At 37.3% G+C, this 14784-nt stretch carries 2 protein-coding genes; both read right to left on the reverse strand.

What is annotated here, in order from left to right:
* Positions 1-39: 39 nt before the first annotated feature.
* On the reverse strand, positions 40-8325 hold the full coding sequence (locus KORDIASMS9_RS22710) for a non-ribosomal peptide synthetase (protein ID WP_114905050.1): 8286 nt from the start codon (positions 8323-8325) through the stop codon (positions 40-42).
* A gap of 18 nt (positions 8326-8343) precedes the next feature.
* On the reverse strand, positions 8344-14703 hold the full coding sequence (locus KORDIASMS9_RS22715) for a type I polyketide synthase (RefSeq protein WP_114905051.1): 6360 nt from the start codon (positions 14701-14703) through the stop codon (positions 8344-8346).
* Positions 14704-14784 lie beyond the last annotated feature (81 nt).

Raw genomic sequence — 14784 nt, forward strand, 5'->3', positions numbered from 1 at the left:
GAAAACATAGGTGTATTGTGAATGTTGGTTGCGAAAAGATTAGATACTAATCTCTGTTTTTCCTTCTTCTACTAAATCTCCGGCACCAATCCATAAGTTTGCATCAATAAAGTTTGCTTGCTGTATGATGGTTACTTTTTGGAAAAGTTCCACGAGTTTCATTTCTAGATTGAATATTCTTTTGATTTTATTGGCTATTTGAACTGCCATTAATGAATGTCCGCCCAATTGAATAAAACTTTGATCAATACTTATTGATGGTGCTTCTATGCCTAAAACTTCTGCCCAAATTTCAACGAGCTTTTGCTGCGTTTCTGTAGCTGCTGCCACATGTGTATTTGTAATTGTTCTGTTGGGAACTGGCAATGCTTCTCTTTTTAGTTTCCCATTAGAGGTTAAAGGCATTTTGTCTAGTTTCGTAAAGAAAGAAGGCACCATGTAATCTGGCAAACTGTTAGAAAGATACGCTCTTAATGTTTCGCCGTCTACATCTTGGTGTGTTACATAGTATGCTGCTATATACATTTCTCCTTCTATGTTTTGTATGGTAACAGCACTTGATACAACCGCTTTATGAGAGAATAGGATGTGTTCTATTTCTTCAAGTTCAACACGGTAGCCTCGTAGTTTTATTTGACTGTCTATTCTGCCTTTGTATGCTATGTTTCCGTCTGGTAACCAACAGGCAAAGTCTCCGCTTCGGTATACTCTTGCTTCGCCATCAATCCAATGTGTTTTAAATTTTTCGTTTTCTACACCATTTCCAAGATATCCACGCGCAAGACCTGCGCCTGCAATACAAAGTTCGCCTACAACGCCTTGTGGCACTGGATTCCCCGAACTGTCTACAATGTAAATTCGTTCGTTTGGTAATGGAATACCAATTGGCAGAGTGTCGTATTTATCTAAATTTTCTGGCGTTACTTTGTAAAAAGTAGAATCTACACAGGCTTCGGTTGGTCCGTAAAGGTTGTAAATTACAGTCCCAGGAATGGCTAAATGATCGTAAAAATCTCGCACCAATCCTTTTGGCAAGGCTTCTCCTGCTAACAACCAAGCTTTCAAATCTGGCAAGTTGATTGAGCCTTGTACACCTCTTAGTAACATTCCTAAATGCGTTGGTGTTCCATCACTTACTTCAATCTTGTTTCTTTTGTAAAAATGGTACAGTTCTTCTCCGTCCATTCGCTCTTTTTCTTCCGTGATGTATACGCAGTGTCCTTTTAACAATGCTCCGAAAATTTGTTGACACGAAGCATCAAAATAATACGAAGCGATGAGTCCGACACGAAGTCCAGCGTCAAGATTGTTGTATACTGTTTGTGAAAGTCCTTCCACAAGACTTACCACTGCACTGTCTTCCATCAACACACCTTTTGGTATGCCTGTGGAACCAGAAGTGAAAATACAATATGCCAAATCGGAAGCTGTTCGTTCACGGTTTACATTTTTTGTACTGTATTCTTGTATGGCAGCATTTTGAATGTCGTGTGTAGTAATGATGCTTTTATATGCTTCTAAATGTTCTGCATGTCCTAATAGTAATTTGGCATTGCTAGACTCCAGCATGTACGTGACACGATTTTCTGGCAATTTGAAATCAATAGGTAAATACGCGCCGCCACTTTTTAGAATTCCTAAGATTCCAATGACGATATCTTCAGATCTGTTGAGTATCAAACCTACCAAATCGCCTTTCGCAACACCTTGATTTGTAAGGTATGCTGCTAGTTGATTGCTGCGTTCATTGAGTTCTTTATACGTTAAACTTGCATTGTTATATACCAGTGCTTTTTCGTTTGGAAATTGTTGCACTTGTCTCTCAAATGATGTTATAATGGTATCTTCTACCTCAAAAGAAATTTCAGGCTTACTAAATTCTTTAATGCGCGCTGTTTCTTGTGCATCAAGTATGTTGATATCGCCTAAAGCCACATTTGAACGTAGTTGACTGATTATTTTTTTGAAATATTTTGCAAATTTTTCTATGGTTGATTGTTGAAATAAATCAGTTGCATATTGGAAACTTAAATTTATGCCGTTTTCGGTAGTATCTACATGGAAAATTAAGTCCATTTGAGAAGTATCTGCCTTGAGCGAATATTCTTTGAGTTCTAAATTGGCTGCTTGCATCGCAATTGGCGTTGCATCTTTGTAGACAAACATTACGTCGAATAGTGGATTGCGACTTGTATCTCTGGTGATGTCTAAATCGTCTACTAGTTTTTCGTACGGATATTCCTGATTTTCTAAACTATTTATAGAAGTTTCATGTATTCTTTGTAAGAATGTGTGTAAGTTATCTTTATCATCAATTTGATTGCGCAACGCAAGTACGTTGATGAAAACGCCCATCATGTTTTCTACATCAGCATGTCTACGTCCCGCCACAGGAGTTCCTACAATGACATCTTTTTGGTTTGTAAGTTTGTAGAGCATTATTTTAAACGCTCCCAATACTACTGAAAATAAGGTTGTGTTTAGTGATTTGGCAAGATCGTTTAATGCGCGGGTTTGTTCCGTTCCTATTTCGAAGTTAAATCCGGCACCGTTGTAACTGATTACCGACGGACGCTCAAAATCTGTTTGTAGTTTGAGGATGGACGGCGGTGTTTCAAATACTTCTTGCCAATATTGTTTTTGACTTTCTAGCGTTGTTTTGAACGCTTCGCTTTGTTGCCAAACTGCATAATCTTTGTAGTGCAATTGTACAGGAGTCATTTCTTTTCCTTCATACACTTGCATGACATCACGCATAAAAATTCCTAAGCTAACTCCATCTGAAATGATGTGATGTCTGTCTGTAATTAAAATGTGTTTTTCTTCTTCAATTTGAATAAGTCCAACGCGTAAAAGCGGTGCTGAACTTAGGTCAAAAGGACGAATGAATGTTGAAATGATTTCCGAACTTTCTGCTAACGTAGCTTTGAAAAATTCTATCTGAAAAGGTACATTTTCTGTAATTGATTGTACAGGCGAATCATTTAATAAGGTAAAGCACACTCTGAAAATTTCATGATGCGCAATGATGTCTTGAAACGCTTTCGTTAGTTTGTCTTTATCAACCGATCCTGTCAACATAAAAGCGAGTGGTTGGTTGTATACCGTTGAGTTTTTGTTGAGTTGATTGAGAAAGTAAAACTTTTCTTGAGTAGAAGATAACGGATACGCATCCATTTTTGGTGCCTGCGGTATTTGTACATATTCTTCTTGCAAACTAGCGTCAATATCTTTGGCTAATTGCTGAATGTTTTTCATTGTGATCAGTCTTGATAAACTAAGCGACACTTTGAATGTTTCTTTTATTCTATTGGCTAAAAATACCAACTTTAACGACTGTCCGCCCAAGTCGAAGAAGTTACTCGTCGTGCCAATCACAGCACTGTCCAGTTTTAATACTTCTCCCCAAATTGTCACTAATTTTGTTTCTGTTTCCGTTGCAGGTGCTACATATTCCTCTTCTATATTTACTTTGTAGTCTGGCAATGCTTTTCGATCTACTTTTCCATTGGAATTTAATGGCAATTTTTCGAGCTGTACATAATACGATGGCACCATATAATCTGGTAAATATGCAGCTAAGTGATTTCGAAGTTCCGCTACTTTGTATGCCGTTGAAGATTCATAGTAAGCTACTAAGTATTTGTCATCTTCGGATGTTTTTAATTCCACCACCGAATGCATGATTTCTTTGAATGTATTGAGTTGGTGTTCTATTTCCGATAGTTCTATTCTGTATCCTCTGAGTTTCACTTGATCATCAATTCGACCGCAATATTCCAAGTTTCCATCTGGCAACCATCGCGCCATATCTCCCGTAAGATAAACGCGCTCTTCTCCGTTGATCCAATCGCTTCGAAATTTTTCTGAACTTGTCCCAACATCGCCTACGTAGTATTGTGCCAAACCATCTCCAGCAATGCAAAGTTCGCCAATGACACCTGTTGGTACTAAATTTCCGTATACGTCTACAATGTACACGCGTTCGTTTGGAAGCGGCTTCCCGATTGGAATGAAAGGATAGTCGTCTAAGCGATCTTTTTCCACTTTGTAGCTTGTGGAATCGACACAGGTTTCTGTTGGTCCATAAAAATTATAAAGCATCACTTTGTCTTCAACTTTACTGTAGAATTTTTTTACCAATTCTTTTGGCAATGCTTCTCCCGCTAAGATCCATGAGGAAAGATTTCCTAAAGTTGTTTCTTCTCCTAAAGTATCTAGTAATAAACGAAGATGCGTTGGTGTACCATCAGATACGTCAATGCGATGTGTTTTGTAGAAGGATTTTAATTTTTCGCCATCGCCACGACTTTCATCATCAATGATGTATAGACTGTGTCCTTGTAATAAACTACCGTAGATTTGTTGTACAGAAGCATCAAAAGAGAACGAAGCTAGTAAAGCTACTTTAAGATGTTGGTCTTGATATGCACTGTAGACTCTTTCTTCTAATCCTTTTACCAAGTTGATGACACTTCTATGATTCATCATAACTCCTTTTGGTTTCCCGCTAGAGCCAGAAGTGAATATACAATATGCCATATCGGTAGCTAAAAGTTCAATAGCTGCATTCTCGGTACTTTGCATCGCTATTTTAGGGGAATTGAGCGATTGCACCGGAAGATATGCTGTAAATCTTTCTATAAATTTATCTTGTGTAAGTAAGAACGCCGTTCTACTTTGATTGAGCATGTAACTTACACGTTGTTCAGGCAAACTAGGATCGATCGGTAAATAGCCAGCTCCTGTTTTTAGTACTCCTAAGATGCATACGACCATATTTACAGAACGTTCGCACATGATACCGACAATGTTTCCAGGAACAATGCCTTCGGAAATTAGGTAATTGGCAATTTTGTTAGATTCCTCGTTCAACTCTTTGTACGTACGTCGTTCTTCTCCATAACAAACAGCCAATCGGTATTTGTTTTTTTCTACTTGCGCTTCAAATAGTGATATTAAGTCCGTTTCTGTTTCGTATGCTACTGCGGTTGCATTGTAATCTTCTGCCAACAGTTTGTATTCTTTTGTAGGTAGAATGTCTATTTCAGACAATTTTACATCAATATTGGTGGTGATCGCCTTTAAAATGTTTTTGTAGTACGCAATGAAACTTTCAATGGTTTCTTTTTTGAATAAATCGGTTCTGTAATCTAGGTAGAAAACGTGACTGTTCTCTTTTTCATAGACACGGAATGACAGATCGAGTTTAGAACTTGTGTTATCGTAATCTACGTGTGTTAGTTGTAGATTTTCAGATTTAAATTCCGACAAGTCAAAATTGTAATATTCGAACATGATATCGAATAAAGGATTGTGGCTTAAATCGGTTTTTATACCTAATTGCTCAACTAATTTTTCATACGAGTATTCTTGATTTGCAAAACATTGTAGCACATTTTCTTTTACTTCTAGTAAGAATTCTGAGAAGTTTTGATCGCCTTTTGGAAAGCTTCTAATCGCTAAAGTATTGATAAAAACTCCTATCATTTTTTCCAAATCTATGTGCTGGCGTGCAGCAGTTGAAGTTCCAATGACGATATCTTCTTGACTTGATAGTTTTGAAAGTAACACCACAAAAGAAGTGAGTAATAAGTTATACATGGTCACTTCTTGGTTGGCACATACGTTGGCTAACGCGCTGATTTCCGCTTTGTTTAATTCAAAAGCTGCAGTAGCTCCTTTAAAGTTATTAATTGGAGGTCTTGTGTAATCTGTAGGGAGATTTAGTGTTGCTGGTATATTTTGAAACTGGTCCACCCAAAATTCTTTTAGGTCTTCCTGTTGTTCTTTTCGTTGTTCGTTTTGTTGCCATACTGCATAATCTTTGTACTGAATGGTTAGCGGTTGCAACTCTTGATTGTCAAGAATGTCCACAAATTCTTGAATGATGTTTACATACGAAACTCCATCACTGACAATATGATGCATGTCTATTAGTAAATATGCATCTTCTGTTTGCGTTCTTTTAAGTCCAACTCTTAGTAAAGGCGGCGCAGTTACATCAAAACTTCGGATAAAGTTGTGCATAGACGCATCTACGCTTTCGGTGTTGGATATTTGTGCTATTTTAAAGTCAATCGTATCGTGAATTCTTTGGATTGGCTCGCCGTTGATTAATTCAAATGACGTGCGTAGTGCTTCATGTCGGTCAATAATGGTTTGAAACGCTTTTTCAAATACGTCCACATTGACATCGCCTTCTATTTTAAAGACTACGGGCACGTTATACGCAACGATTCCTGGATTCATCTGATCTACCACAAACATTCTTTTTTGCGTGTCTGATTGTGGATAATACGCACTGATTTCTGCAGGAACTATGTGATCAAAATTTACTTTTGGAGCGTTTGAGATCAATTCTAATTGCTGATTGATCGTACGGTTTTCAAACGCACCACGAATGCCAATTTCAACACCGAAAGATTGGTGAATTTTCGAGATTAATCGCGTTAAAATTAAAGAGTTTCCGCCTATTTGAAAGAAGTCGTCTTTTGTATCAATCTTAGGAGTTCCTAAGTGTTCTTTCCAGATGTTCATTAATTCTTTTGTGGCATCTGAACTTGATGGAATTTTAGCTTTTGGCGCTGCTTCCTCAATGGCTTCATGTTGCGCATCAAGTTTTTCTTTTTCAGCTTGTAACGCCTGTAAAAATTCATCATTTTTCCCTTCTAAATAGTCATTGAGTAGTGCAAAACGTTGTATTTTTCCACTGGTTGTTTTCGGAATTCTATCAACTGCAATTACTTTTTCTACCGTTAAACCAGTTCTTTGCGCAATGTGTTCTTCTATTGATTTTTCAAGCGTAATAAATTCTGAAATTTCACCATTGAAAATCACAAATATATAAATGTCATCATGATGCTTTTCCGTATTGAATAAACTACACGTGATGGCTTGTCTAAATTCGAGTTGTTCCATTTCGCCAATGAGATCATCTATGTCATTTGGGAAATAATTTTGCCCGTTGATTAGGATCATTTCTTTTTCTCTACCTGTTAGGATGAGGTGATTGTCGTCAATAAATCCTAAATCGCCAGTATTCAACCAACCATCTTCTGAGATGGTTGCGGCTGTTTTTTCTGGATCGTTGTAAAATTCGGAAGTAACTGCTTTACTCTTTAAATGAACAATTCCTAGTGTTCTTTCTGGGAGCGTTTGCAGGTTTCTGTCTGTAATTTTTATCTCCGTTCCTGTATACGGTCCTAAATTGGCAAAGGAAACTGCATCCACGGCATCCGCAGCTACTATTTCTATTTGATCTCCAACTTTTAATTTGTGTCGATTCAGAATGTATTCTCTGATTTGATCTCTATTTTTTAGTGTAAAAGAGACGCCTAGTACAGATTCTGCCAAGCCGTACGCGGGTCCGATAGCTCCTTTTGGAAGATCGTAAGGCGCAAGCGTGCGTTCAAAATTATCACAAACTTCAATCGATACAGGTTCGGCACCATTGATGATTAATCGTAAGTTTTTAAAGGACAACCCTTCCAAATCTTTGATGTTTACGTTGTCAATAGCGTGCTTGAAACCAAAGTTAGGAGAACCCGAAATGGTGATGTTGTTATTGGCTAAACTTTTTAACCATACATCTGGATAGGCAAAAAATTCCATAGGTGGCATGAGGAATTGCGGTACATTTTTCAATAATGGTAGTAGGTGAAAAAATACCAATCCTAAATCGTGCGTAAGCGGCATCCAGCCAAGAAATGAATCTGTTTCCGTCATCTGAATTAGATCAGACATGGTATCAACATTGTATAGAATGCTATCTTGCTTGTTGACAATTCCTTTTGGACGCCCCGTAGATCCTGAAGAAAATTGAATGAATACGATATCGTCCGCTTCACCTGGTAAAACTTTAGCGAGTTTGGAATAGGTGATTTCGTCAAGTGAGATAAATCTTTTATCAATATCAATAGAAGTTTCAGCCTCGTTTTCTATGTATTCTTTCCAGCTATCTTTTAAGGTTTCTAAATCGGTGATTAGGTATGGATTTTCTAATCGTTCCCATACTTTTCCAATTTTTTTCATGATGTCAACCGTTACCCCAAAAACAATAGGTACTGGGATAATTTTTCCAAAGACACATGCCCAAAATGTAACTAAGAAGTTTTTATTTGATAGAAACTGGAAAATTAATTCGTCACCAGGTTGAATCCCTTTTTCTTGTAAAACGTGAAGCATACATCTCGCCTCCATAAAGAGTTTTTTATACGAGATGTATTCTATGTTGTTTTCACTTTCTAACAAGGTAATCCCTGCTTGGTCACCTAATTTAATATTCTGTTGAAATATTTCTTGTATCGTTAATTGCTTTGCCATTTTGTATGTACATGTAGATTAAACCAATTCCTCACTTAATGTTTGAAAGGAATTTTCGATTATTTTAGTAGATAACTGTCTTACTGAAGGTCCGGTAAGAAATTCAATTGGTGCAATTTCTACGGCTAGACTTTCTTTGATCATTCCCATAAATTCTATCGTTAGAATTGAATCCACACCTAATAAGTTGATTCCTTTATCAGATTTGATGTTTGCCATTGGAATTCTCAGAATTTTCCCTAATTGTTCTTTTAGGAGCGTTACAATGAATTCGTGTTGCGCATTTGGATCAAGGTTGGCTAGTTTTTCTCTGTTAGCAGCCTGAGTTTCGGTTAAGGATTCTTCTTCATCCGTGTGCATTTTATCAATTTCACTGAAGAGTGCTATACCACTTTTTCCAAAGCTTTTTGAGATTACACTCCAGTTCAAGTCAAAAAATCCAATTTGTGTTGGTTTTTCTTTGATGATGAATTCTATTCCTTGCATTACTTGTGCATTGGAGAAACCATGAATTCCAGTTCCTTCAAGAATTTTTTCAATGTTTTCATTTCTAGAAACGACTCCAGCTTCTTTTAACACTCCAAGATTTACCGTAGTTACCGCCAAATTCATACTTTTTCTCCAGTGCGCAAAAGCGTCTAAAAAGGCATTGGCAGCTACATAGTTGGCTTGACCAATGTTTCCAATTAATGAAGATATTGACGAGAACACTACAAAGTTATCAAGGTTTAGTTCCTGACTTAAATAGTGAAGGTTCATTGCGCCGTCCACTTTGGGTTTTAGTACGTTCATGAATCTATCTTCATTCATATCTAATAGATAACCATCATCTAAGACCATGGCGCCATGAAAGATTCCTGTGAGTGCTGGCAAGTCTTTTTGTATGCTGTTGAATACTTGTTGTACTTCATGAAATTTAGAAATATCGGCAGCATATACTTGTACGTTGACTCCTTTCTTTTTCATTTTTTCTACTTCTTGTATGGTAGTGTCGCTTTTTAGTCCGCTTCTACTGAGTAGTGCAAGGTTTTTGGCCCCTTTTTCAACGAGCCATTTGCCAATTTCTAATCCGAGTCCTCTGGTTCCGCCTGTAATTAGGTACGTTCCATCTGCTTTGATGCTACCTTCTTTGGTGTTGGCAACTTCTACAGGTTGATTGGAGAAGTCTATGACCACATTGCCAGGTGGTTTGTTGTCTTTGATTTGATGGAAGGCTTCATATAGCTTATCTACAGAGAAAATATACGCAGGTAAAGACGCTAATACTCCTGATGCTATATACTGTGTTAAGTCTTCTAAGAGCCCTGCTATTTTTTCCTTTTTCTCCATCAGCATTCTATCCATATCTACTGCGATGTACGATAGATTGTGATTGAAAAACGTCATATCTATGGAAGCGTTGCTAATGATATCTTTTTTACTGATATCTACATAGATTCCGTAAGGCGCCAAGGATGCAAAATTTTGAAAGGCGATTTCTCCAGATTGAGAACTTAGCACGACATCCACTCCTTTTCCGTCTGTAACGGCTTTGATATCTGTTGCAAAATCTAAATTTTCAGAATTGTATACATGTGTTACACCTAAGGAGTGTAAGAACGAACTGTTTTCATCAGATTCTGTTGTGGCAAAGATTTCAGCTCCTACATGTTTTGCATAGTTGATTGCTGCCAAACCTACACCATCAGTAGCATTGTGAATAAGGATGGTGTCGCCTTTTCCTAAACCTGCTTTGTCTCGTAAACAATAGATTGCCGTTAAGTAACTCATAACTACTCCAGATGCTGCAATGTTTAAGTTGGAAGGACATTTTACGGCTAAATGCGCTGAAGCCACAGTATATGATTGAAAAGTTCCTGGAGCCAGCGCCAATACTTTATCGCCCACATTGAACTTTGTAACATCTGAACCTACTTTGGCAATTGTTCCTACACATTCATAACCTAGACTTTTTCCAGCAAACGTACCTTCTATGAGTTCGTCTGTAATTTTGTTGTCTAGTTTTTGGCAATCAAGATTGCTAAATACCGTGTTTTCTATTAAGATTTCAATTTCATTAGCTTTTGGTTCTTGTCGTTGTAAGTTTTCAAAGTGAAGACTTTCAAACCTTGGTGTGGTAGGAAGTTTTAGTTTGAGTGGTTTTTCTTCAAAATCAACCGTTTTTAACTTCGTTTTTTCGTCTGTTTCTAAATTTACCATTTTTTTATGGTAGATGTATCCGCTTCTGATGGCGAGTTCTTCATACGGAACATTTCGAGTATTGATGATATTTGCTACGGTATCCCACATGGTTTCAGCAGCTTCATTTGATACGTTTTCTTCTACATCAATCATTCGAACTTGACAGTTAGAGAGCTCATTAACAATTAATCGTCCCATACCATGAAGTGTACTGTCTTCCAAAGATGAGATAACATCACCTTCAATAGCCATTTGACTTGCTTTGGTGAGGATGGATAGTTTGATTTTGGCAGCTGTTTTTTCTGAGAAAAACCGAACAATGTTAAAAAGTGGCATGATTTGATCTAAGCACTTTTCACTCATTTGCACTAAACTTTCACTGTTATTGGACCCAACAGAAGGCATCAAAATCATGTTGACGTTTTTGTAAGCTTCGTTCCATATAGTGTTGAGACTATTTTTATCTTGTAAGTCTATTACATGATGATTTTCGCCTAGTTCTTTGTATGCACTTCCAGGTTCTACGATGGCTATATCGCCTGCTAATACTTCTTGCAAAGGCAAACTAGCCACATAGTCGTTGGTAAAAATGTATGTTAAGGTATCTTGAGAAACTTCACTGTATGTTACAGCTTCTTCTTCCTGAATCCATGTTGTTTCGAATAGATTTTTAGTGAATGCCTCATCCGATTGCAATTCATTCTTAACTAGTTGCTTGCATTTAAAACCTTCTAAGAACATTAAAACTTCACCTGCTTCATTGCAAATAGTTAAATCTGCAACGATACAAGTATCATCTGCAAATTTTAATACAGAATGGCAAAAGATTTCGTGTGTTGGTTTTGCATAGCAGTGTACTTTTTTGATGGATACTGGCACAACATCCATGCTTACAAGCGCAATGGTTGTTTGGAAGCAAGCATCTAATAATGTTGGGTGAATGAAGTAATCGGTAGACGTTTCAATCATGTCTTCATGCATCTTGATTGTGGCAACCAATTCGTCTTTTCCTTGTTGTATTTCTTTGATACATCTGAAATGAGGTCCATAATCAAGTTTCGATTGACTTAACCTTTCGTATACTTCTGTTTCATTGATCGTTGTATCTAGGCGATTCATAATTGCGTTGACGTCTATAGCAGAAGTATTTCCCTCAAAGTTTCCGATGGCAAATTTTCCTGACGACATCTCTGTCCAGTGTGCATTTTCTTCTCCGTTTTGGCTTTGCAGGCTGTAGTTTCCATTTTCTGGATGCATGGAGATGTGCAATTTTTGAATTTCATCTTCATCAATAACAAGTACTTGAAGGAATTTTATGTTTTCCAACATGAACGGTACTTTTTGGCTGATTTCATGTTGATACATGTCAATGGCAACACCCATATATCCTGCCCCTGGAAAAACCACTTTCCCATGAACGATGTGATCATTTAAGAAAGGAAAAAAGTACTCGTTTAATTCAAATACATAGGCAGCTAGTGGACCGCTTACTTTTTCCCTAAAGGATAAACCACTCACACCATTTGATTGTTCTTGAGAAAGTGTTTTAGATGCTCTCCATAGGTATTCTTTTTGCCAAGGATAGGTTGGTAATGTTGTAAAAGGCAACTTTTCTATCCAGTTGTTCCAAGCTATCGGATAGCCCAGTGTGTATAGTTTGGAAAGGTTTTCAAAGAAGTTAATTTGTTCGCCTTCTCTTTTGTGTAAGGTTTGTAGTAAATGGCAATCTTTTCGGTTTTTAATACATTCTAGTATTGAGTTCTTCAACACTGGATGTGGCCCTACTTCTACAAAAACAGTAAACTCATCTTTCAGAATGGTGTTTATCGTTTTTGAAAATACTACAGGCTCACGCACATTGTTATACCAATATTGGTTATCTATTTGATCTCCTTCTATTACATCTCCAGTAACGGTAGAATAGAGATCTATGTTTGTTTTAGTTCCTTTGATTGTTTTTACAGCATCTAATAATTGATCTTTTACAAGACTCATTAATGGACTGTGATATGGTACACTTACCGCTAATAATCGGTTAAATACTCCCATCGCATCATACTTTTCATGAAGCTCTTGAAGCGAGTCTGAATTCCCTGATATGGTGATGGATGTTGGAGCGTTGATAGCCGCGATAGATACATTTTCATACGAACGGATGCTCTCTTGCACTTCCGATTCGGAAAGTCCTACAGCTAACATTGTTCCTTTGCCTTGCGTATTGGAATGTTGCAAACTACTTCTGTAATAACTTACAGTAAGTGCTTCTTTTAGCGATAAAGCGCCAGAAGCATATACGGATGCAACTTCGCCCACACTGTGCCCTACAACCGCATCTGGCGTAATGCCATAATGTGCTAGTAATTGGGTAAGTGCCGCTTGAATTACAAAGTTAGCAGGCTGTGCAACGTTTGTTTCTGTTATGATGGAGCTTTCTTCTGGTTTTAAGAGTTCTTCATAAATAGACCAACCAGAGATCGCGAAAAATTCGGCATCACATTCTTTAATAGCTTTCATGAAAACTGGTTCCGTTTCCATGAGTTCTCTACCCATTTTCCACCATTGAGGTCCCATACCTGTATAGACAAATACCATTTTTGGTTTTTTGTCTAAGGAACTTCCTTGATGTACTCCTTTTAGTAAAATATCTTCTTCGTACGCTTCTAGTTTTTCAATGAGATCTTCTTGCGAAGTTGCAAAAATGGTCAAACGTTCTTGATGATTGCTTCTTCTGAAGATAGCGTTGCTTAGGATTTGTTCAAACTGATCTTCGTTTTCTAGAATGTATTCTTTGTATTTAACAGCCAATTCTTTGAGTGCTGGTACACTTTTAGCGCTGATTGGGAATAAAAATTGATCCTTTTTTAAAGCGTTTGTTTTTTCTTCCGTGTTGTTTGTGTTGTGTTGTTTTAATACCAAGTGTGCATTAGCACCGCCAAAACCAAAAGAATTGATGGAAGCATACGAATCTTCACCTTCTGGTAATGAGGTGACACTTGTTGGAATTTTTAGATTGCTTTCTTCATAGTTTAACGCTGGATTTGGATTTTTGAAGTGTAAGTTGGCCGGAACTTTATTATTGTTCAAACAAAGTGCCGTTTTAATAAGTCCTGCAATTCCCGAAGCAGCTTCTAAGTGTCCTATGTTTGTTTTTACCGATCCTACTAAACATTTCGTTTTTCTATCTCCATGCTCAGAAAGTGCTTTGTTTAGCGTTTTAAACTCAATAGGATCGCCGACAGCAGTTCCAGTACCATGCGCTTCTACATAGTGTACTTTATTTCTGTCGATGTTGTTATCCTTGTATATTTTGCGAATTAATTGTAGTTGAGAATCTGGATTAGGAACCGTAATTCCGTTGGTACGACCATCTTGATTTGCTCCAGTTCCTACGATTGTGGCATACACTCGGTCATTATCTTTTATCGCATCTGCAAGTGGTTTTAGTATGATAATCCCAGCTCCTTCACCTCTTACGTATCCTGCTGCATCACTATCAAATGCTTTACAGCGACTGTGCTTTGAAAGGAATTTTCCTTTGCTCATTAGCACAGAACTTTCAGGAGAAAGCATGTAGTTTACACCTCCAACCATTGCCATGGATGATTCTCCATTCCAAATACTTTGACATGCATAGTGAGTGGCTATTAATGACGATGAACATGCCGTATCAATGGTTAACGATGGGCCTTTTAAATCGAAAATATAGGATAATCTATTGGACAACATAGTCATTGCTACGCCACTGATGGTATGTGAGTTGATATGATATCTGTTTTTTGATGACGTTTGTGTTAGTAAATTATCAAGCATAAATCCACCAACAAATACACCTGTACTGCTGCCTTTTACGTCTTCTAATGCCATTCCTGCATTTTCCAGTGCTTCATAGGCAACTTCCATGAGCATTCGTTGTTGCGGATCTAGTGATTCCGATTCTCTTGGTGACATATCAAAAAATAAAGAATCAAACTCAAAGGCACTTTCGGTAAGGAATCCGCCTTGTTGCGCTCTTATTTTTCCTGATCTTGCATCATTTTTGCTGTAATATTTTTTACTATCCCATCTATCTAAAGGAACATCCCCGATAGTGTCTGTTTCATTCAGCATCATTTCCCAAAACTTTTCAGCAGACGAACTTGAACCAGGAAATTTACATCCTATACCTACAATTGCAATTGGTTGATTTTTAGTATTCATAATTCAATAGTTATTATTTTTTTAATACTCGATTTTAATTTGAAGACACGCTTAGTAAGCAGTGTTCTGTTGATATTAGAA

This window comes from Kordia sp. SMS9 (genome assembly GCF_003352465.1).
Taxonomy (GTDB): Bacteria; Bacteroidota; Bacteroidia; order Flavobacteriales; family Flavobacteriaceae; genus Kordia.